Annotated in this window: 18 protein-coding genes; 14 read left to right on the top strand and 4 right to left on the bottom strand. The window is 62.4% G+C overall.

Translation table 11 applies throughout. The features are described from left to right. Positions 1-50 precede the first annotated feature (50 nt). On the bottom strand, positions 51-1,016 hold the full coding sequence (locus tag ACW4TB_RS13040; protein WP_012316232.1) for a 2-hydroxyacid dehydrogenase: 966 nt from the start codon (positions 1,014-1,016) through the stop codon (positions 51-53). 161 nt (positions 1,017-1,177) lie between these two features. On the opposite strand from ACW4TB_RS13040, the gene ACW4TB_RS13035 reads away from it, so the two are divergent. The 10 genes from ACW4TB_RS13035 to ACW4TB_RS12990 all read left to right on the top strand — a co-directional run bounded on the left by ACW4TB_RS13035 (position 1,178) and on the right by ACW4TB_RS12990 (position 14,241). Beyond that, entirely contained in the window at positions 1,178-2,860 is a 1,683-nt protein-coding gene (locus ACW4TB_RS13035) for a fatty acid--CoA ligase (RefSeq protein ID WP_012316231.1), read from the top strand. Between the two features lie 331 nt (positions 2,861-3,191). After that, a complete protein-coding gene (locus ACW4TB_RS13030; RefSeq protein ID WP_012316230.1) occupies positions 3,192-5,111 on the top strand; it encodes a DUF1302 domain-containing protein in 1,920 nt (639 codons plus the stop codon). Positions 5,112-5,136: 25 nt separating this feature from the next. After that, positions 5,137-6,501, top strand: coding sequence for a DUF1329 domain-containing protein (locus tag ACW4TB_RS13025; protein WP_012316229.1), 1,365 nt, complete (start codon positions 5,137-5,139; stop codon positions 6,499-6,501). A 273-nt stretch (positions 6,502-6,774) separates the two neighbouring features. Then, positions 6,775-9,492 carry a LuxR C-terminal-related transcriptional regulator gene (locus ACW4TB_RS13020; RefSeq protein ID WP_012316228.1) on the top strand — a complete coding sequence of 906 codons (2,718 nt, stop codon included), beginning with the start codon at positions 6,775-6,777 and terminating at the stop codon, positions 9,490-9,492. Positions 9,493-9,651: 159 nt separating this feature from the next. Further along, positions 9,652-11,259: a tetratricopeptide repeat-containing response regulator gene (locus ACW4TB_RS13015; RefSeq protein ID WP_254466508.1), complete on the top strand. Its 1,608-nt coding sequence runs from the start codon at positions 9,652-9,654 to the stop codon at positions 11,257-11,259. Continuing rightward, entirely contained in the window at positions 11,256-11,948 is a 693-nt protein-coding gene (locus tag ACW4TB_RS13010; protein ID WP_279932810.1) for a sensor histidine kinase, read from the top strand. Before ACW4TB_RS13015 ends, ACW4TB_RS13010 begins: the two co-directional genes overlap by 4 nt. A 202-nt stretch (positions 11,949-12,150) precedes the next feature. Further along, entirely contained in the window at positions 12,151-12,405 is a 255-nt protein-coding gene (locus ACW4TB_RS13005) for an AbrB/MazE/SpoVT family DNA-binding domain-containing protein (RefSeq protein WP_042112115.1), read from the top strand. Beyond that, positions 12,402-12,749, top strand: a complete 348-nt coding sequence (locus ACW4TB_RS13000; protein ID WP_012316224.1) for a type II toxin-antitoxin system ChpB family toxin — start codon at positions 12,402-12,404, stop codon at positions 12,747-12,749. The genes ACW4TB_RS13005 and ACW4TB_RS13000 overlap by 4 nt, the downstream gene beginning before the upstream one ends. A gap of 15 nt (positions 12,750-12,764) precedes the next feature. Beyond that, positions 12,765-13,409, top strand: coding sequence for an MBL fold metallo-hydrolase (locus ACW4TB_RS12995; RefSeq protein WP_254466506.1), 645 nt, complete (start codon positions 12,765-12,767; stop codon positions 13,407-13,409). Positions 13,410-13,527: 118 nt separating this feature from the next. Continuing rightward, complete coding sequence (locus ACW4TB_RS12990; RefSeq protein ID WP_455842996.1) at positions 13,528-14,241, top strand: OmpA family protein; 714 nt, start codon at positions 13,528-13,530, stop codon at positions 14,239-14,241. Between the two features lie 120 nt (positions 14,242-14,361). Here the strand turns inward: ACW4TB_RS12990 and pta are convergent, their stop codons facing one another. Together pta and ACW4TB_RS12980 are read right to left on the bottom strand one after the other, a co-directional pair. Beyond that, on the bottom strand, positions 14,362-16,449 hold the full coding sequence (gene pta / locus ACW4TB_RS12985) for a phosphate acetyltransferase (RefSeq protein WP_046784533.1): 2,088 nt from the start codon (positions 16,447-16,449) through the stop codon (positions 14,362-14,364). A 31-nt stretch (positions 16,450-16,480) separates the two neighbouring features. Further along, entirely contained in the window at positions 16,481-16,783 is a 303-nt protein-coding gene (locus tag ACW4TB_RS12980; protein WP_279930552.1) for a DUF3565 domain-containing protein, read from the bottom strand. Here ACW4TB_RS12980 and ACW4TB_RS12975 point away from each other — a divergent pair. The 3 genes from ACW4TB_RS12975 (at position 16,782) to ACW4TB_RS12965 (ending at position 19,121) form a co-directional block, all read left to right on the top strand. Further along, positions 16,782-17,267: an FKBP-type peptidyl-prolyl cis-trans isomerase gene (locus ACW4TB_RS12975; protein ID WP_012316220.1), complete on the top strand. Its 486-nt coding sequence runs from the start codon at positions 16,782-16,784 to the stop codon at positions 17,265-17,267. The genes ACW4TB_RS12980 and ACW4TB_RS12975 overlap by 2 nt on opposite strands. Before the next feature lie 142 nt (positions 17,268-17,409). Beyond that, positions 17,410-17,892, top strand: a complete 483-nt coding sequence (locus ACW4TB_RS12970) for a glutathione peroxidase (protein ID WP_012316219.1) — start codon at positions 17,410-17,412, stop codon at positions 17,890-17,892. Between the two features lie 125 nt (positions 17,893-18,017). Further along, the gene (locus ACW4TB_RS12965) at positions 18,018-19,121 is read left to right on the top strand and encodes an NADH:flavin oxidoreductase (protein WP_279930554.1); all 1,104 of its coding nucleotides are present in this window, start codon (positions 18,018-18,020) and stop codon (positions 19,119-19,121) included. Here the strand turns inward: ACW4TB_RS12965 and ACW4TB_RS12960 are convergent. Further along, a complete protein-coding gene (locus ACW4TB_RS12960; RefSeq protein WP_012316217.1) occupies positions 19,090-20,304 on the bottom strand; it encodes a glycosyltransferase family 4 protein in 1,215 nt (404 codons plus the stop codon). The two genes, ACW4TB_RS12965 and ACW4TB_RS12960, sit on opposite strands and share 32 nt — an antisense overlap. 174 nt (positions 20,305-20,478) lie before the next feature. Between ACW4TB_RS12960 and ACW4TB_RS12955 the strand changes: the two genes are divergently transcribed. Then, positions 20,479-21,795: a methyl-accepting chemotaxis protein gene (locus ACW4TB_RS12955; RefSeq protein WP_279930557.1), complete on the top strand. Its 1,317-nt coding sequence runs from the start codon at positions 20,479-20,481 to the stop codon at positions 21,793-21,795. Positions 21,796-21,875 lie beyond the last annotated feature (80 nt).

Below are 21,875 nucleotides of genomic sequence, written 5' to 3'. Positions count from 1 at the left end.
CGACGCCTCCTGAAAAAAGTGGCGCAGTGTAGCAGAGCCTGCCCTTGCGCTCAGCTGACCACGCGGCGTGGCTGGCCGGCAAAGAATGCCTGGGTGTTCTCGCTGAGCTGGCCGACGATGCGCTGGCGCGACTCCACCGCGCCCCAGGCGCTGTGCGGCGTGATCAGCAGGCGCGGGATGTCGCCGGCCAGCAGCGGGTTGCCGTTGACCGGCGGCTCGACGCTCAGCACGTCGGTGGCGGCGCCGCCCAGATGGCCGCGACGCAGGGTGTCGGCCAGGGCCTGCTCGTCGATCAGGCCGCCACGTGCAGTATTGACCACCAGCGCGCCGGGCTTGAGCAATGCCAGCTCACGTGCGCCTATCATGTGCCGTGTGTGTTCGTTGAGTGGGCAGTGCAGGGTCAGGGCATCGACTTGCGGCAGCAGTTCATCCAGCGGCAGGCGATCGTTGCGCGCAGGGCGCCCGGGGATCTGCCCGCTCAGCACGCGCATGCCAAAGGCTTCTGCAAGCCGCGCGACGGCGCCACCGAGTTCGCCATGGCCGAGCAGGCCAAGGGTCTTGCCTTCCAGTTCCACGATCGGGAAGTCCAGCAGGCAGAACTGGCTGGCCTTGGCCCATTGGCCCTCGGCCACCGCCTGGTTGTAGTCGCACAGGCGCGTGGCCAGTGCCAGCAGCAGGGCCAAGGTGTGCTGTGCCACCGAGGGCGTGCCGTAGCCTTGGCAATTGCAGACGGTGATGCCCTGGGCGCGGGCGGCAGCCAGGTCGACGTTGTTGGTGCCGGTGGCGGCGACCAGGATCAGCTTGAGCTGTGGGTTGGCAGACAGGGCGTCGGCGTCGAGCATGACCTTGTTGCTGATCACCGCAACGGCGCCCTGCAGGCGCTCGGCTACCTGATCCGGGCGGGTGGCGTCGTACAGTTCGAACGCGTCGAACTGGCTCTGCAAAGGTGAAAGGTCGAGGTCACCAAGGTCCAGGGATTGATGATCGAGAAACACGGCGCGACGCGTGCTGGGCATAGATACGGCTCCAGTGGCAGGGCAAGGGTTGATCCATCGACCGAACAATGCCACTCATACCTCGCCTAGCCAAATCATTCCTTCGGCTGATTTGACCGTCACATTGGCGAACTACAGTAGGCCACAGACTTGTCCGGCTCGCTTTTCAAGAAGGGATAACCATGCTGCAGACCCGCATCATCAAGCCCGCCGAGGGCGCCTACAGCTTTCCTCTGCTGATCAAACGCCTGCTGATGTCCGGCAGCCGCTATGAAAAGACCCGCGAGATCGTCTACCGCGATCGGTTGCGGCTGACTTATCCACAGCTCAACGAGCGTATTGCCCGCCTGGCCAACGTGCTGACCGAAGCCGGGGTGAAGGCCGGTGACACCGTGGCGGTGATGGATTGGGACAGCCACCGTTACCTGGAATGCATGTTCGCCATCCCGATGATCGGCGCGGTGGTGCACACCATCAACGTGCGCCTGTCGCCTGAGCAAATCCTCTATACCATGAACCACGCCGAGGACCGCTTCGTACTGGTCAACAGCGATTTTGTCGGCCTTTACCAGGCCATTGCCGGGCAGTTGACCACGGTCGACAAGACTCTGCTGCTGACTGATGCCCCGGACAAGACCGCCGAGCTGCCGAACATGGTGGGCGAGTACGAGCAGTTGCTCGCGGCGGCCAGCCCGCATTACGACTTCCCTGACTTCGACGAGAACTCGGTCGCCACCACGTTCTACACCACCGGCACCACAGGAAACCCCAAGGGCGTCTACTTCACGCATCGCCAGTTGGTGCTGCACACCTTGGCCGAGGCCTCGGTGACAGGCAGTATCGACAGCGTCCGCCTGCTTGGCAGCAATGACGTGTACATGCCCATCACGCCCATGTTTCACGTGCATGCCTGGGGCATCCCGTACGCGGCCACCATGCTCGGTCTGAAGCAGGTGTACCCGGGCCGCTACGAGCCCGACATGCTGATCAAGCTCTGGCGGGACGAGAAGGTCACCTTCTCGCACTGCGTACCCACCATCCTGCAGATGTTGCTCAATTGTCCCAGCTCCCAAGGCCAGGACTTCGGCGGCTGGAAGATCATCATCGGTGGCAGTGCGCTCAACCGCTCGCTTTATCAAGCGGCGCTGGCCCGGGGCATTCAGCTGACCGCGGCCTATGGCATGTCCGAGACGTGCCCGCTGATTTCTGCCGCGCACCTGAACGATGAGCTGCAGGCCGGCAGCGAAGACGAACGCGTGACCTACCGCATCAAGGCAGGTGTCCCGGTGCCGCTGGTGGAGGCAGCGATCGTCGATGGCGATGGCAATTTCCTTCCGGCCGACGGCGAGACCCAAGGCGAACTGGTACTGCGTGCCCCGTGGTTGACCATGGGGTACTTCAAGGAGCCGGAGAAAAGCGAGGAGCTGTGGCAGGGCGGCTGGCTGCATACCGGTGACGTCGCCACCCTGGATGGCATGGGTTACATCGACATCCGTGACCGTATCAAGGACGTGATCAAGACGGGGGGGGAGTGGATCTCCTCTCTGGACCTTGAGGACCTGATCAGCCGACACCCTGCTGTGCGCGAGGTTGCGGTGGTTGGGGTTGCCGACCCGCAGTGGGGCGAGCGGCCGTTTGCCCTGCTGGTGGTGAGCGACGGCCAGGTCGTCGATGCCAAGGCGTTGAAGGAGCACCTCAAACCGTTTGTAGAGCAAGGGCACATCAACAAGTGGGCGATTCCCTGCCAGATCGCCGTTGTTACAGAAATTCCCAAGACCAGTGTCGGAAAACTCGACAAGAAGCGCATCCGCCAGGACATCGTCCAGTGGCAGGCCAGTAACAGCGCCTTCCTTTCCACGCTGTAGTCGCGTTGCGGGTCGTGTACCCCGGGGCACGACCCGCAGACCAGAGCGGCCGGCACCTTGCCAATCGGTAAAAATCGGCCATGCTTGGGCACTGCCGGTGCGCAACCTGGGAACACGCCAGGGCGAATTGGCCAACGGTGTGCAAATCACACTTTAGAGGGATCAAGCACCTTGGTCTGCTGGCTATAGTCGGGGCCAGGGGATTTTCAGGAATGGGGGAGGGCGACACGCGCAACACGTGTCGCCACGGGCGCAAGCCTGCATACCGGTCGCACGGGCCGTTCTTGAAAGGACTCACTGCCATAACAAAAAAGTACATGGAGTAGCGTCGATGACATCTGCAAACCCGTTCTGGCGTCGGGCCAAGCTGCCTTTGGCCGTCAGCCTTGCTTCCACGCTCGCAAGCCCTGCTTTCGCGGTCAGTTTCAACATCGGGGAAATCGAAGGCCAGTTCGACTCGTCGCTCTCCGTCGGGGCCAGCTGGTCGACCGCCAACCCCAACAGCAACCTGATCGGCGCCAACAACGGCGGCAAGGGCCTTTCGCAAACCTCGGACGATGGTCACCTCAACTTCAAGAAAGGTGAAACCTTCTCGAAGATCTTCAAAGGCATCCATGACCTTGAACTGAAGTACGGCGACACCGGCATCTTCGTGCGGGGCAAGTACTGGTACGACTTCGAACTCAAGGACGAGAACCGCGAGTTCAAGGACATCAGCGATTCAAACCGCAAGGAGGGCGCCAAATCGTCTGGCGCCGAACTGCTCGACGCGTTCGTTTACCACAACTACGCCATCGGCGATCAACCAGGTTCGGTGCGTCTGGGCAAGCAGGTAGTGAGCTGGGGGGAGAGTACCTTCATTGGTGGCGGCATCAACGCAGTCAACCCGATCGACGTCTCAGCGTTCCGTCGGCCAGGGGCTGAAATCAAGGAAGGCCTGATCCCCGTCAACATGTTCTACGTCTCACAAAGCCTCACCGACAACCTGTCGACCGAAGCTTTCTACCAGATCGAGTGGGACCAGACCGTTGTCGACAACTGCGGCACATTCTTCTCCCAGCCCGACGTGATCGCCGACGGCTGCGACAACAACCTGGCCGTGCTGGCCACGCAGAACACCTTGGCCAGCAGGCTTGGGCCGCTGGCTGCGCCGGTCGCGGCCACTCTGGCCGCGCGAGGCGTGAGTTACGGCTCCCCCGATGAGGGCGTGATCGTCCGTCGTGGCGCGGACCGCGATGCCCGGGACAGTGGTCAGTTCGGCGTTGCTTTGCGCTACATGTACGAGCCGCTCAATACCGAGTTCGGTGGCTACTTCATGAACTACCACAGCCGTGCGCCAATCTTCAGCGGTCGCGGTGCCGATGCCCAGTACTACAGCACAAGCGGCCTGGCGGGCGCGCTGGTCAGTGCGGGTGTGCCGTCTGCTGCGCTGGCAAGCCTGTTGCCAAGCCTTATGCCGTTACAGGTTGCAGGCAACTCCAGCTACTACGTGGAGTATCCGGAAGACATCCGTCTGTATGGTCTGAGCTTCTCGACCACACTGCCTACCGGTACCGCCTGGAGTGGTGAAGTCAGCTACCGGCCGAACGCTCCAGTGCAGTTGAATACCACCGATATCCTCTATTCGGGCCTGACGCCGCTCAATCCGGATGTCTCTGTGTTGCCTGGAACACCTGGTGCGGACCAGCCTGGCTATCGTCGCAAGGAAATCACCCAGCTGCAGACAACATTCACCCACTTCTTCGATCAGGTGATGGGGGCGGAGCGGCTGACCATGGTCGGCGAAATCGGCTGGACCCACGTCGGCGGCCTGGAAAGCACATCCAAGATGCGCTACGGGCGTGACCCGGTGTTCGGCCCGGGGCCTCTGCCCAATGGCCAGTGCGAGGCGCTCAACAGCAGTACCCTGGGCACCGCCGATGCCAACAACGTATCGCGCTACTGCGAGAACGATGGCTATACCACGTCTGATTCCTGGGGCTATCGCGTTCGCGCTATCTGGGACTACAACAACGTCATTGCCGGTGTGAACCTGCGCCCCAGCGTAGCCTGGTCGCATGACGTCGATGGTTACTCGCCGGGCCCTGGCGGCAACTTCGAGGAAGGCCGCAAGGCAGTCAGCCTTGGGCTGGACGCCGAGTACCAGCAGACCTACACCGCGAGCCTTTCGTACACCAACTTCTTCGACGGCAAGTACAGCACCGTGGATGATCGCGACTTCCTCGCCCTCAGCTTCGGCGTGAACTTCTAAGCACACAGATCCAGGACGACACGACATGAACAAGACCAGAAGTCTGCTGCAAGCCGGTGTACTGGGCCTGTCCCTGCTGGCAACCGGCGTCATGGCTGCGGTTTCCGCCGATGAAGCGGCAAAGCTGGGCAGCACCCTGACCCCGATGGGCGCGGAAAAGGCCGGTAACGCCGACGGTTCCATCGGCCCGTGGCAACCGTTGTCAAAGACCGCAGGCAGCGTCGATGCCAAGGGCTTCCTTTCCGACCCGTATGGCAGCGACAAGCCGCTGTTCACCATCACCGCGCAGAACGTTGACCAGTACAAGGACAAGCTGTCGCCAGGCCAGGTGGCGATGTTCAAACGCTACCCGGAAACCTTCAAGATCCCGGTGTACAAGACCCATCGTGGCTCCACGGTGCCTGACGAGGTGTTTGCCGCAATCAAGAAGAATGCCACCGCGACCACGCTGGTCGAAGGCGGCAACGGGCTGAACAACTTCCAGACCGCAGTGCCATTTCCGATCCCCAAGAGTGGCATTGAGGTTATCTGGAACCACATCACCCGCTACCGTGGTGGCAGCGTTAGCCGCTTGGTAACCCAGGCCACGCCGCAGCAGAACGGCTCCTACAGCCTGGTGTACTTCGCTGATCAGTTCGTCTTCCGCGACAAGATGAAGGACTTCGATCCGAACAACCCGGGCAACGTCCTCTTCTACTTCAAACAGGAAGTGACCGCGCCAGCGCGTCTGGCCGGTACCGTGCTGCTGGTGCATGAAACCCTCGACCAGGTGAAAGAGCCACGCAAGGCGTGGATCTACAACGCCGGCCAGCGTCGCGTGCGCCAGGCGCCACAGGTGTCTTATGACGGGCCGGGTACCGCAGCCGACGGCCTGCGTACTTCGGACAACCTGGACATGTACAACGGTGCACCAGACCGCTACGACTGGAAACTTGAAGGCAAGAAGGAGATGTACATCGCCTCCAACGCTTACAAACTCGACGATCCGAAGCTCAAGTACGCCGACATTCTCAAGGCCGGTCACATCAATCAGGATCTGACCCGCTATGAGCTGCGCCGGGTCTGGCATGTGGTCGCGACGCTCAAGCCGGGCCAGCGCCACATCTATGCCAAGCGCGACTTCTATATCGACGAGGACACCTGGCAGGCAGCGGTGATCGACCAGTATGACGGCCGCGGCCAGCTATGGCGGGTTTCCGAGGCGCATGCCCAGGACTACTACAATGTGCAGGTACCGTGGTACACCCTGGAGGCCATCTACGATCTGCAATCGGGCCGCTACCTGGCCTTGGGCATGAAGAACGAAGAGAAGCGCGCCTACGACTTCGGCTTCAGTGCCAGCAAGTCAGAGTTCCAGCCTGCTGCGCTGCGCCAGTCGGGTATTCGATGAACCGCTAGTGCTGCACACCTTGTGATACTCCCAGAACGCCCCGGCTTGCCGGGGCGTTTCTGTTCCAGCCTCTTGTTGTACTGGCCGGCGCAGTTATAAAACGGGTGAATACCTCGCCAAACCCCGCGCCAGCCCTCTGTCCATCAGGCTTGTCGTTTTTTGTCGTAGTCTTTTACAGGCCATTTGCGCCCATCATCTTCAAATACGCCGCGTTACCCGCTAGTCTCGGAACAATCCGTACCGCCGTAGTCTTCCAACCAGAACGAGCCGGCCATGACTGATTTGTCCCGTACGCATGGAGTCGCCAGCCAGGCCGTGGGCCTGCTGGACGGGCGTTTCTTCCGGCCGCCGCTGCCGCACGGCCACGTGCCGCGTGCGCGCCTGTGCCAGCGTTTGCAGGCTGGCCTCAGCGGCCGTTTGTTGCTGGTCAATGCCCCGGCAGGCTTCGGCAAGAGCTCCCTGGCCATCGAATTCTGCGAGGCGCTGCCCGACCATTGGCGCAGCCTCTGGCTTGGGCTCAGCCAGCGCGATGCTGACCCGGGCCGTTTTCTCGAACGCTTGCTTGAGGGTCTGCAGCAGTACTGCCCGGCGTTGGGCGGCCAAGCCATGGGCCTGTTGAAAATGCGCCAGCGCCACCAACCCTTCGCGTTCGAGGAATGGATCGACGGCCTGCTCGACGAGTTGGCGTTGTACCTGCAAGCCGATACACCCTTGCTGCTGGTACTGGACGACTATCACCTGGCCCAGGGGCCGGTGCTCGATCGCTGCCTGCAGTTTTTTCTCAACCACTTGCCGGGCGGCTTGGTGTTGCTGGTCACCAGCCGCCAGCGGCCAGACTGGCACCTGGCGCGGCTGCGGCTCTCACGGCAACTGGTCGAAATCAACGAGCAGGAACTGCGCCTGACGCCCGACGAGGCCCTGGCCGTTCTTGGTCGCCAGCCTACAGGCCTGCGCGGGCAGGCCTTGGACAACCTGATCCAGCGCAGCGACGGCTGGGTTGCCGGGTTGCGGTTCTGGCAACTGGCAGCGAGTGAGTCAGGCGACGAGCATGCGCTGCCCCAGGCTCTGCATGGCGGGGAAGGGTTGATTCGCGATTATCTGCTGGAAGAAGTCATCGAAATCCTGCCTGAGGACGTGCAGGCGTTTCTGTTCGACACTGCGTGCCAGGAGCGCTTCTGCGCGGCGTTATGCGATGCCCTGCGTCAGCGCGACGACAGCGCGGCCATCCTTCGTTACCTGCAGGCGCACCAGGTGTTTCTGGTGCCGCTGGACGAGCATGGCCACTGGTATCGATACCATCACCTGTTCTCCGACCTGTTGCGCAGCCGCCAGTCCAATGAACCGCAGGCGCGTCTGCACCTGCGTGCCTGCCGTTGGTTTCAGGCTCAAGGGCTGCTTGACGAAGCGGTGGAGCAAGCCCTGCGGGCCGGCCATCTGGACGTCGCCGCCGACCTGGTGCAGAGCCTGTCGGAGGAGCAGTTGCTGGCCGAGCAGAACGTCGGCATGTTGCTGCGCTGGAAGATGGACTTGCCCGACAGCCTGCTGATCAGTACGCCCCGGCTCATCGTGCTGTACAGCTGGGCGCTGGGCCTGGCCTGCCAGTTGGACGCAGCCGAAGAGCTGGCAAGCTACCTAAGCCGCTTTTTGCCGGCACCTTCAGCCACCGCGCAAAGGTCCATGCTGGCCCAGTGGCTGGCCTTGAGCGGGGTAATTGCGCGTGGCCGCGGTGATCGCGAACGCACCCTGGCTTATTGTGGTGAGGCGCTGCAAAGCCTTCCGTGCAAACGTTATGGGCAGCGTCTGGTGTGCCTGTCGACGCTGTCCAACCTGGCCATTGCCGATGGCGACTTCTGGCGAGCGCGTGGTTGGAACCGCGAGGCGCTGGAGTTGGCCCAGCGGGTTGGCAACCCTTTGTTCGAAGCTTTGGCGCACTACGACCGTGCCCGGGTGCTACATGCCAGGGGCGAGGCATTGCGCGCGCTGGATGAGGTGCGCCAGGGTCTGCAACGCCTCCAGGGTCTTTCGGCCCAGCGGCTGTATGCCGTGCGCGCGCGGTTGACCTTGTACGAGGGTTACCTGCTAGTGACGCGCCTGCAGCCTGCGCAAGGGCGTGCGCGCTTGCGTGCGGGGCTGGGTGAGGCGCGCGCCTGTCGCGATATCAGCGTGCTGATAGGCCACTGTGTGATCGCTACCCTCGACGGCCGCGAAGGGCACTACGCCGACGCCTTCGCCGAGTTGGCCGAAGCCGAGAGGCTGATGCATATCTGGGATGTGCCGCCGATCTTCTACCTGGCCATGATCACGCTGGTGAAGTGCGAGTTGTGGCTGGCGCAGGGGCGTACCGACCTGGCCGAGTCCTGGTTGCTGCGTCTGGGCCAGACCTACGGTGGCGAGCAGCCTGCGGCGGCGCCGGAGTTCCACCCGTTGTTACCGCTGCACATCGAATTGCAGCAGGCCTTGCTCGAACGCATCCAGGGCCGCAGCGAGGATGCCGCAGCGCGCTTGCGCGGCCTGGTCGAGCGCGGGCAGGTCGGCGGCGGCATGATGCTGACCCTGAGCGCGCTGTGCCAATGGATCGCCTTGTTGCTGGAGCAGGGGGGCGAGGCGCAGGCTGCAGAGCGCTTGCCCATGGCCCTGGCAGCGGCCCAAGGCGGGGTGATGCAGCCGTTTCAGCGGTTGATCGAGCTGCACCCGCTGTGGCTTCGCGAGCAGTTGCTCGCACGCCCTGCCTGCAAGGTTCAGGTCGAGCTGCTGGCTCGTCTGCCCGAGCTGGCGGCGCCGGGCAGCGGCACGTGCGAGTCGCTGAGTGGTCGTGAGCTGGCAGTGCTGGAATTGATCGCCCAAGGCTGCTCGAACCAGCAGATCAGCGAGCGCCTGTTCATCTCGCTGCACACGGTCAAAACCCACGCCAGCCATATCAACAGCAAACTCGGGGTGGAGCGGCGTACCCAGGCGGTGGCACGGGCCAAGTCGCTGGGCCTGCTGGCCTGATGCCGGCCGTTGGCGGCCTGGCCGGATAAATAACGGCCCCGGCCAGCCTCACGCTGCAGCACTGCCTGCCCTCATCTTTTGCGCCTGGCTGCCGATACACGTTTCGGCGGCATGCATCGCCGCACGCCATCCTCCCATCATCCAATACAGGTCGTGTTGATGCTGCAGTACGGGCAAAAGAGCTTTCTGATCGTCGATGACTTCACCGACTTTCGCACGTCGACGCGCTCCATGCTGCGCGAGCTGGGCGTGCGTGACGTCGACACTGCCGACAGCGGTGAGCAGGCCCTGCGCATGTGCGGGCAAAAGCGCTATGACTACATTCTTCAGGATTTCCACCTTGGGGATGGCAAAAAGAACGGCCAGCAAGTGCTGGAGGACATGATCCTCGACAAGCTGATCAGCCATGAGTGCGTGTTCATCATGGTGACCGCCGAGAGCAGCCAGGCCATCGTGCTCAGCGCCCTGGAGCACGAGCCCGATGCCTACCTGACCAAACCGTTCAACCGGGTAGGCCTGGCCCAGCGCCTCGACAAGCTGACGCAACGCAAGACCTTGCTCAAGCCGATCCTTCAGGCCCTGGACCGTGGCCGCCCGGCCGAAGTGCTGGCAGCGTGCGCCGAGTTGTGCAAAAAGGACCCGCGTTTCGCGCCCCTGTGCCTGCGTTACCGGGCTGATGCTCTGCGAGATCTCAACCGCTTCGACGAGCTGGAAAAGTTCCTCAAGGGCATTCTCGCCAGCCGTCCGCAGCCGTGGGTGTATGCGGCGTTGGGCAGCCTGATGCACAAGCGTGGCCAGCATGCCCAGGCCCAGGGCGTTTATGAGCAGGCGCTCAAGGCTTTTCCAATCATGCCGAGCCTGTACGACGGCATGGCCGACGTGCTGGTGGCCCAGGGTGAGACCAAGCGCGCGCAAAACATGCTCGAAGAAGCCGTGCGCCTTTCACCTCTGGCGGTAAGGCGACAGGCCGCGCTGGGCAAACTGGCGTTGGACAACGAAGACTTCGAAGGCGCCTCGAAGGCATTTCGCCACGCGGTGAACCAAGGCCAGAGCTCGCGCTACAAGGATGCTGAGAGCAACCTTGGGCTGGTCCAGGCTTTGATGAACAAGAACGCCGGCTTCGGCCTGGATGCACGTACCCGGGTCGAGATCAACACCGTGCTCAGCGAAGTGGCCAAGGACAACGTCGAGGATCAGGGCCTGCAAGTGCGTGCGCGCTTGATGAAAGCGGCCAGCCTTCAGCAGGCCGGTGATTCAGAGACCGCAGCCAAGCTGACCGAGCAGGCCCTGCAGCGGCTGGACAAGATGGACCAGTTCTTCTCGGTCGAAGCCGCGCTGACCGTGGCCAAACAGCTTCAGTCGCTGGGCCAGGAAGGCGCCGGTGGTACCATCCTCAAAGGCTGTGTTGAAACCTACGGCGATGACCCCAAGGTCATGCAGAGTGTGGCCAAGCTGACGGATGACCCCGCTGTGCTCGGCGCTGTCACCGAAGCAGTCGACCTCAACCGTCAGGGTGTGCGCAGCTATCAGGCCGGGCAGCTCAGTGAAGCCTTGCAGATGTTCCGCAAGGCCCTTTCACTGCAACCTAAGAACATCAGCATTGCCCTCAACACTGCCCAGGCGCTGTTGCGCATCGGTGGCGAGGCCGCACCGCCGGCAATCCTGCAGGAGTGTCGCAACTGCCTGACCAGCGTCGCGGGTATCCCTGCCAGCGACAGCCGGTATGATCGCTACCGCAAACTGCACATCAAGGTGTTCGGCGCATGAGCCAGGACAACCAGGGGCTGGATTTTTCCACGGTGATCGCCTCCACCGTGCACGACCTGAAAAACTCGTTGTCAGCGCTGATCCAGTCCCACGACCAGTGGCTGGCGCGCCTGCCCGAGGAAATGCGCGGCGGCACCGAGCTGGGCGTGATCGAACACGAATTCCGCCACCTCAATGGCATGCTGGTGCAAATGCTGGGGCTGTACAAACTGGGCGTCAACCAGTTGCCGGTGTGCCCGGACTATCACGAGCTGGACGACTTCATCGAAGCGCAACTGGCGGCTCATCAGCAAGTGCTTGAGCACAACGATATCCTCGCCACCTGGCGCATCGACAGCGAAAATCCGCTGGGTTTCTTCGATCGCGAACTGGTCGCTTCGGTGATCGCCAATGTGATCACCAACGCCACCCGCTATGCCGGGCATGCGCTGTTGATCAGCATCGCCGAAGAAAACGAGCAATTGGTGATCAGCGTCAATGATGACGGCCCTGGCTACCCGGCGCGCATGCTCGAGCGGCAGCAGGATTATGTACAGGGCATCGATGCGCAGAGCGGCAGCACCGGGCTTGGCCTTTATTTCGCGGCACGCATCGCTGCGCTGCATGAGCGCGATGGCGTGCGCGGGCGAATCGAGATCGCTAATGGTGGGGCGCTTGGCGGGGGATTGTTCAGGTTGTATTTGCCGTAAAGCCTGGTGGCGGATCGCATGGTCCGTAGTGCCGCCATGGCCGGTTGTAAGTCGATTCCCAAGGCATTGTGAGGCATCTCCTACTCGTGGAATGCGGGCTTTTATCGGGGCCTGACAAGTGACAATGTAGATACGAAGTTTCTACATTTTACTTGCATTCACTTGGAGGGTTTCTACTATGTATCTACCTTGGGAGATACTCATGCAGATAAAGATTCAGCAGTGGGGCAACAGTGCGGCGATTCGTTTGCCGGCAACAGTGCTTAAACAGATGCATCTTGGCGTCGGCTCCACACTTAGCCTGGACACGCAAGGCGAGACCATGGTCCTCAAACCTGTCAGGGCCAATCCCAGATACACACTTGAAGAGCTGATGGCACAATGTGACCTGAATGCACCGGAGCCCGAGGACATGGCTGACTGGAACGCCATGCGTCCAGTGGGGCGTGAAGTGTGAAGCGGGCTAAATTCGGCCGAGGCGATATTGTTCGGGTCAATCTCGACCCTACCATCGGTCGCGAGCAGCAAGGGGCCGGGCGCCCAGCCCTGGTAGTCACGCCAGCAGCATTCAATGCTTGCGGGCTGGCCGTGATCGTTCCCATATCCCAAGGTGGGGATTTCGCAAGGCATGCGGGTTTTGCGGTTACCCTCAGTGGTGCGGGCACCCAGACCCAAGGCGTAGTGCTCTGCAACCAGATTCGCACGGTCGACCTTGAAGCCAGAGGCGCCAAACGGGTCGAGTCGGTACCCGAGGTCGTGATCCTCGATGCGCTGGCTCGTGTTCAAACTTTATTCAATTGATTGCTGTGGTCATTCATGGAAAAAGCGTCGCTAGCTCTCATCCGCGAAACCTTCCCCGTCGGGCCTTTGCAGTGCAACTGCACCCTGATCGGCGACCCGCTTACCAAAAAGGCCATCGTCGTCGACCCGGGTGGTGACCCGGACAAGATCCTCGCCCGCCTGCAGGCCCACGGTCTGACCTTGGTGAGCATCATCCACACCCATGCGCACTTCGATCATTTCCTCGCCTCGGGAAAGCTCAAGGAGCTCACTGGTGCGACTTTGCACCTGCACAAGGACGACCAAGCGCTGTGGGACAATCTGGAGATGCAGTGCCAGATGTTCGGCGTCCCTTATACCCCGGTGCCCCCACCAGACCGCTGGCTGGGTGACGATGAAGCGCTGGCCTGCGGCTGTGGCGTGGCGTTGCACACGCCCGGGCATACGCCGGGTTCGATGAGCTTCTGGTTCGCTGACGCCAAGCTGTTGGTTGCCGGTGACACCCTGTTCCGACGTGGCATTGGCCGCACCGATTTATGGGGCGGCGATCAGCGGGCTATCGTTCGCTCGATCAAGGAGCGGCTGTATCGTCTGGATGAGGATGCAATCGTGGTCACCGGCCACGGCCCCGATACCCGATTGGGTGACGAAATGCGCGAGAACCCGTTCGTGCGGGCCTGAGCCAGCGTAAACAGCCTGTCAGGGAATTTTTTCGCCCAAGCGCGATCCAAGGCTGGCATAAATGCATTCATGATTTGCCGCACACACGAATTATTGTAGGAGCTTGTCCATGTTCACCATGCGTCGCCTGATTATCGTCGCAACCGCTGCAGCCCTGATGACCGGCTGTGCCGGCCAGAACCCCTACGACAGCCAAGGTCAGGCGCAGGGTGGATCGACCGGGATGAGCAAGACCGCCAAGTACGGCGGCCTGGGCGCGCTGGCCGGCGCCATCGCCGGTGCCGCCATCGACCACGACAACCGGGGCAAGGGCGCGCTGATCGGCGCCGCTGCGGTAGGTGCTGCCGCTGCCGGTTACGGTTACTACGCCGACAAGCAGGAAGCCGAACTGCGTGCCCAGATGGCCAACACCGGCGTCGAAGTGCAGCGCCAGGGTGACCAGATCAAGCTGATCATGCCAGGCAACATCACGTTCGCCACCGATTCGGCGAACATCGCGCCAAGCTTCTACTCGCCGCTGAACAACCTGGCGACCTCGTTCAAACAGTTCAACCAGAACACCATCGAAGTGGTTGGTTTCACCGACAGCACAGGCAGCCGCCAGCACAACATGGACCTGTCGCAGCGCCGTGCCCAGGCAGTGAGCGCCTACCTGACCTCGCAAGGCGTGGACGCCTCGCGCGTGTCGGTGCGTGGCATGGGCCCGGATCAACCGATTGCCAGCAACGCCGATGCCAATGGCCGGGCGCAGAACCGTCGCGTCGAGGTCAACCTCAAGCCTATTCCCGGTCAGCAGTATGATCAGCAGGGGCAGGTGCAGCAGTATCCGTAAACCATGAGGGCCGCTGTGCGGCCCAATCGCCGGCAAGCCGGCTCCCACCGGGATCGCAAGCGCCACACATCCCGGTGGGAGCCGGCTTGCCGGCGATTGGGCTGCAAAGCAGCCCAGGTTTTAACGCACCACGCTGGCCTGGATGGCTGTAAGCGCGATCGTGTGCACGATATCGTCCACCTGTGCGCCGCGCGGCAAGTCGTTCACCGGTTTGCGTAGCCCTTGCAGCATCGGCCCCAGGCTGACGCCATCGGTACTGCGCTGCACAGCCTTGTGGGTGGTGTTGCCGGTGTTCAGGTCTGGGAACACGAACACCGTGGCGCGCCCGGCCACTTGGCTGTTCGGCGCCAACTGGCGGGCGATTGCCGGGTTGGCAGCAGCGTCGTACTGCAGCGGGCCGTCAATCACAAGGCCCCGCTCGGCTTCCTGCGCCAGGCGCGTTGCTTCGCGCACTTTCTCGACTTCCTCGTCGCTCGCTGAGTCACTTGAATAGCTGATCATCGCCACCCGTGGCGCGATGCCGAAGGCTTGCGCCGATTCGGCGCTCTGCCGCGCGATTTCAGCCAGCTCGCTGGCGCTGGGGTGCGGGTTCATCACGCAGTCGCCATACACCAGCACCTGCTCGGGGAACAGCATGAAAAAGACCGAAGACACCAGGCTGGCGCCTGGCGCGGTCTTGATCAGTTGCAGGGCAGGGCGGATGGTATTGGCGGTGGAATGCACCAGGCCGGAGACCAGGCCGTCGACCTCGTCCAGCGCAAGCATCATGGTGCCGATCACAACCGGATCTTCCAGCTGCTGCTCAGCCATCGGCGCATTGAGGTTCTTGCTTTTGCGCAGGTCGACCATCGGCTCGACATAGCGCCCGCGAATCAGCTCAGGGTCAAGGATTTCCAGGTCCGCTGGCAGGGTGATCCCCTGCGCACGGGCCACCGCTTCGACTTCCTCGGGCTTGGCCAGCAGCACGCACCGTGCGATGCCGCGCGCCTGGCAGATCGCAGCCGCCTGCACCAGCAACGGCTCGGCGCCTTCGGGCAGGACAATACGTTTGTTGGCCTGCTGCGCCCGTTGTATCAGCTGGTAGCGGAACACCGCCGGCGACAGGCGCAACTCACGCGGCGTCCCGCAGCGCTGGTGCAACCATGCGGCGTCGAGGTGGCTGGCGACAAAATCGGTGATGAATTCGGCGCGCTCACGGTCGTCCACCGGAATCTCGCGGTTGAGCGAGTTGAGCTGGTTGGCCGTGTCGTACGAACCGGTGCTGACCGAGAGGATCGGCAGGCCAGCCTGCAGGGCGCCGCGGCACAAACCGAGGATGCGTGCATCGGGCTTGCTGTCGCTGGTCAGTAGCAGGCCGGCCAGGGGCACGCCATTGATCGCGGCCAGGCTCACGGCCAGGATGATGTCGTCGCGGTCGCCCGGGGTTACCACCAAAGTGCCGGGGGTAAGCAGTGGCACGGTATTGGCGACGGTGCGCGCACAGATGATGATCTTGTTCATGCGCCGTTGCTCGTAGTCACCGGCATTGATCACTTGGGCGCCAAGCAGGTCAGCCACATCGCGGGTGCGCGGGGCGTTGAGTTCGGATTGGTAGGGGATGCAGCCGAGCAGCTTGAAGTCGTTGCCGCGCAGCAGCGGCGAATGCTCGCGCAGGCGCGCGGCGAACTCGGCCATGCTTTCGTCGGTGCGGACCTTGTTGAGGATCACCCCGAGCACTTTCGGGTCGCGCGGGCCGCCGAACAGTTGAGCCTGCAGCTCGACCCGCCCGGACAGTTCGCTGAGCACTTCGTTTTCCGGTGCCGACACCAGGATCACCTCGGCATCCAGGCTTTTGGCCAGGTGCAGATTGACCCGCGCTGCGTAGCTGGCGTGGCGGGTTGGCACCATGCCTTCGACCACCACCACGTCATTGCCTACGCAAGCCTGCTGGTAGAGGCGGATGATTTCTTCGAGCAGCTCATCCAGTTGGCCATCGCCGAGCATACGCTCGACCTGGGCAAGGCTCAGCGGCATTGGCGGTTTGATACCGTGGGTGCGTGCGACCAGTTCGCTGGAGCGCTCCGGGCCGGTGTCCCCGGGGTGAGGCTGGGCGATCGGCTTGAAAAAACCGACCTTGAGCCCGGCGCGTTCCAGGGTACGCACCAGGCCGAGGCTAATGGATGTCAGGCCGACACCAAAGTCGGTCGGCGCAATGAAAAATGTCTGCATGCGTGCTTCTCGGAATAAGCGTTGCAAGGAATCAACGACCAAGGGTATCGCTATCGGCCTCTTGTGCACACCAACCACAGGCGAAAGCCTGGCCAATGTGCTGCGCACGCTGCTGGGGATCAAGCACCCACGGGCGCGCCTGCCACGGTGGCTGGTGGCGCAGGTGCTGGGTGTGGCCGCAGGACAGGTCGACCACCCAGTGGCCTTCGATGTCCTGGTGAAAGCCGATGATCCGACTGATGGGTCTCCCCGCAGCCGTGCTGCGTTCGCAATCGGGCGATGCGTTGGTTACACTTGTGCGCTCTACATTCTTTTGCAAAAGGTCTTGCCCCATGCTGATCGCCGCCAACAAGGCAGTCTCCATCGACTATACCCTGACCAACGACGCCGGGGAGACCATCGACAGCTCCGCCGGTGGCGCGCCGCTGGTCTACCTGCACGGTCACGCCAACATCATCCCGGGCCTGGAAAAAGCCCTGGAAGGCAAACAGGCTGGCGACGAACTGAACGTCAGCATCGAGCCTGAAGAGGCCTACGGCGAGTACCTGGCCGAGCTGGTCAGCACCCTGAACCGCAGCATGTTCGAGGGTGTCGACGAGCTGGAAGTAGGCATGCAGTTCCACGCTTCGGCACCGGACGGCCAGATGCAGATCGTCACCATCCGTGACCTGGACGGCGACGACGTGACTGTCGACGGCAACCACCCGCTGGCTGGCCAGCGTCTGACCTTCCAGGTCAAGGTCGTCAACGTGCGTGATGCCAGCGAAGAAGAAATCGCTCACCGTCACGTCCACGGTGAAGGTGGCCATCACCACTGATTTTCTGCGCTAAGCTCAGAAAGTCGCCAGGCGCTCGGACAAGCCGACATACCTCCCGGGGAGGTGCACGGCTTGAATGAGCGCCTTTTTAGTGGGCGCTGTTCGCCCCAGCGGCAACCGGGAACCTGAGAGGGGATTCATCATGAGTGCATTTCACGACCTGACGTTGAAGGCGCTGAACGGCCAGGACCTGCCTTTGGCACCGTTCAAGGGCCAGGTAGTGCTGGTGGTCAATGTCGCCTCCAAGTGTGGCCTGACGCCGCAATACGCTTCGCTGGAAAAGCTGCAACAGCAGTTCAAGGGTAAAGGCTTCAACGTGCTTGGCCTGCCCTGCAACCAGTTCGCAGGCCAAGAGCCCGGCAGCGAGAAGGAAATCCAGGAGTTCTGCAGCCTCAACTATGGGGTGAGCTTCCCGCTGGGGGCGAAGCTCGAGGTCAACGGGCCGCAACGCCATTCGCTGTACCGCCTGCTGGCGGGTGAGGGCGCGGAGTTTCCCGGCGATATCAGCTGGAACTTCGAGAAGTTTCTGGTGGGCAAGGACGGGCGGGTGCTGGCGCGCTTCGCGCCGCGTACAGCGCCGGATGATCCAGCCGTGGTGCAAGCCATCGAGAAAGCGTTGGGCTGAATATCCCTGGGGCCGCTTCGCGCCCCCAGCGATACCGCAGAATCACCCCGATCAATAATGCTGGGCCACGCCTTCCACTGGCCCTAATCTCAGGCGCATTTCCTCACCCCAGACGGAAGCGCCCCATGTCCACCAACCCTCTGTTCAAGCCTTTCACTCTCGGCGCGCTCGAGCTGCCGACTCGTGTCGTGATGGCGCCGATGACCCGTACCTTCTGCCCTGGCGGTGTACCGCACGAGGGGGTGGTCGAGTACTACCGCCGCCGCGCCGCCGCAGGTGTCGGCCTGATCATCACCGAAGGCACCACGGTTGCGCATAAGGCCGCCAACGGCTATGCCAATGTTCCGCGTTTCCATGGGGAAGATGCCTTGGCCGGTTGGAAGCGTGTAGTCGATGCTGTCCATGCAGAAGGTGGGCGTATCGTCCCGCAGCTGTGGCATGTGGGTGCGGTACGCCGCCTGGGCACCGAGCCGGACGCCGGAGTGCCGGGCTATGGGCCAAGCGAAAAGGTCAAAGATGGCCAGGTGCTGGTGCACGGCATGACACACGGCGATATCCGTGAGGTGATCGCCGCGTTTGCCGCAGCAGCACGCGATGCCCAGGCCATCGGCATGGACGGTGTGGAGATACATGGCGCCCACGGCTATCTGATCGACCAGTTCTTCTGGGCAGCCAGCAACCGTCGCGAAGATGAGTACGGCGGCGACCTGGCGGGCCGCTCGCGCTTTGCCATCGAGCTGATCCAGGCCGTGCGGGCAGCTGTGGGTCCTGACTTCCCGATCATCTTCCGCTTTTCCCAATGGAAACAGCAGGATTACAACGCTCGCCTGGTTGAAACACCCGAGGCGCTGGCCGCTTTCCTCAGACCTCTGTCCGATGCTGGGGTGGATATTTTTCACTGCTCGACGCGACGGTTCTGGGAGCCGGAGTTCGATGGTTCCGAGCTCAACCTGGCCGGTTGGACACGCAAGCTGACTGGCAAACCGACCATTACCGTGGGCAGCGTCGGGCTTGATGGCGAGTTCCTGCAGTTCATGGTCGATACCGACAAGGTGGCCAAGCCCGCCAGCCTCGAAGGTTTGCTGCGTCGCTTGGGTGATGAGGAATTTGACCTGGTGGCCGTAGGCCGGGCACTGCTGGTGGATGCCGAATGGGCGCAGAAGGTTCGCGAAGGCCGAGAAGCGCAGGTGCTGCCGTTCAGCCGCGAGGCGCTGTCGACCTTGGCTTGACCGCCAGGGCGGTGCGTGCAGGCTCGGTACCCGCAGGCTCCGCCAGGCAAGCGCTGTAAAGGTGCGTCTCGAATTGCTCGATGATCGCCGGCCAGCCTTGGCGGCTGGCATGCTGGCGGGCATTGAGACGCACCCGGCGCAGGGTTTCGCTTTCTTCGAGCAGCCAGCAGGCCGCATCGATGAACGCCACCTGATCACCGGGCATGGCCAGGGCGCCGCTGTGCCCGTGGCGGATATGCTGGGCGGCAGCGGCTTCATCATACGCAACTACCGCCAGCCCCGAGGCCATGGCTTCGAGCACTACATTGCCAAAGGTCTCGGTCATACTGGGGAACAGGAACAGGTCACCGCTGGCATAGTGCTCGGCCAGTGATTCACCCCGCTGGGCACCACAGAACATGGCATCTGGCAATTGCTGTTCGAGCGCGGCACGCTGCGGGCCGTCACCAACCACGATCAAGCGCAGCCGCTTGTGTGGATAAGTCTTCTTCAGGGCGTCCAGAGATGGGCCTAGCAGCCCCAGATTCTTTTCCGCTGCCAGGCGCCCGACGTGCAGTACGGCGATGTCTTCAGGACCCAACCCCCAAGTATCACGCAACGCCTGCCTGCGCCTGGCCGGGTTGAACAGGCAGGCGTCGACGCCACGGGCCATCAACGCAAGGCGTTCGAAGCCACGCCGTTCCAGTTCAAGCTTCTGGCTAGCGCTGGGTACCAAGGTGGCGGCGGTGCGTCGGTGGAACCAGCGCAGGTAATGGGTAAGCAGCCGCGCCAGCAGGCCAAGGCCATACCGGCCGCAGTACTGCGGGAAATTGGTATGGAAACCACTGACCACTGCCACGCCCAGGCGCCTGGCAGCGCGTAATGCGCTGAGCCCCAATGGGCCTTCTGTGGCAATGTACAGCACATCCGGGCGCTGCCGGCGCCAGCGCCTCAACAGCTTGTGCATCGACACTTCGCCCCATTGCAGCCCTGGGTAGCCCGGCAGGCCCCAACCGCGGCACAGCAACAGGTTCTGATCGTCACCTGCAGGCAATTCGCCGGCCTGGCGTGGCCGTACGATCTCCACCTGGTGGCCACGCTGTCGCAAGCCATCGCCAAGTCGGCCGAGCGTATTGGCCACGCCGTTGATTTCGGGTGGGAAGGTTTCGCTGACTAGGGTGATGCGCAGGGCAGGTGTGTTCATGAAAAAAGTGTCCGCTTGCTGCGTTGCGCTCATGTGACAGCCTTGTGACGCGCCGATGACGCCTGATTGCCGGCAGCTTCAGCGGGATGAATATTTCCTTGGGTAGTACTCAAGAGCCCCTCCAGGCAGCCGATGAAGATGCATTCGATCAGGTGACGCGCTCCGGGAGCGGTGATGTTCAACAGCAAGCTCAAAAAAGAAATCCAGCAACTGCGCGAGGAGCTTCATTCCATCGAGCAGATCAAGAACAGCCTGGACAGCGAAATGCTGGTGCTCCAGCTCGACCCCCAAGGGCGTATCGAGCTGGTCAACGGCAACTTCGAGAAAGAGATGCTGTACCGTAGCGAGCAACTGATCGGGCGCAGTATCGAAGACATCGTGCCGGAACACGTGAAGACGCTCGATTTCTACCGGCGCATGAAAAGCGCCATCAGCCGCGGCGAACACCTCAACGGTGCTTTCCGGTTGTTGCGTGGCAACGGCGAAGAAGCCTGGTTGCGTTCGATCCTGCAGCCGGTCAAGGGCAGTGACGGGCGCATCAGGCATTTCTCCATGCACTCCAGCGACCTGACCCGCACCATCGAGACCTCGCGCGAACATGAAAGCCTGATCAAGGCACTGATGCGCTCCACTGCGGTGATCGAATTCACCCTCGACGGCCAGGTGCTGACTGCCAATGACCGCTTTCTGCAAACGGTGGGTTACAGCCTGGAGCAGGTTCGCGGCAAGCATCACCGCATGTTCTGCGAACCGGAAGAAGCCAACTCGGCGGGCTATCAGGCGTTCTGGGACAAGCTGCGCCGCGGTGAGTACGTGGCCGATCGGTTCAAACGGATCGATGCCCATGGCCGTACGGTGTGGCTGGAGGCGTCCTACAACCCGATCATCGATGCCCATGATGTGCTGTACAAGGTGGTGAAGTTCGCCACCGTGATCACCGACCAGGTCAATCAGGAGCAGGCCGTGGCGCAGGCGGCAGACATCGCCTACAACACCTCGCTGGAAACCGACAACAGTGCGCAAAAGGCCACCGATGTGGTGACCCAGACCGTCGAGGTGATGCGTGGGCTGGAAGGGTCGATGCAGGAAGCCGCCGAAGGCATCCAGGCGCTGGACAAACAATCGAAGGTGATCGGCGCGATCATCAAGACCATCAGCGACATTGCCGGCCAGACCAACCTGCTGGCGCTCAATGCGGCCATCGAGGCCGCCCGGGCGGGTGAGCAGGGCCGTGGCTTTGCCGTGGTTGCCGACGAAGTGCGCCAGCTGGCTTCACGTACCAGTACCGCCACCGAAGAGATCGCCAAGGTGGTGCAGCAGAACGAGCAGCTGGCCCAGGCGGCCGTGGACATCATCGATACCAGCAAGCGCCAGGCCGAACAGGGGCTGGCGCTGGCGGCTGATACTGGTGGGGTGATCGTCGAGATTCAGGAAGGGGCGAAGAAAGTTGTGGATGCGGTCGGGCAGTTTTCCAGCCGGTTGGGGCAGTAAGGCCCTGGATTCGGCGGTGATGCACATGTTGCTGGGGCCGCGTTGCGGCCCTTTCGCGACACAAGGCCGCTCCTACGGCG

The organism is Lelliottia jeotgali, assembly GCF_977070485.1.
Note: the sequence above shows the minus strand (reverse complement) of the source record. Positions and strands in the feature narration are given on the sequence as shown.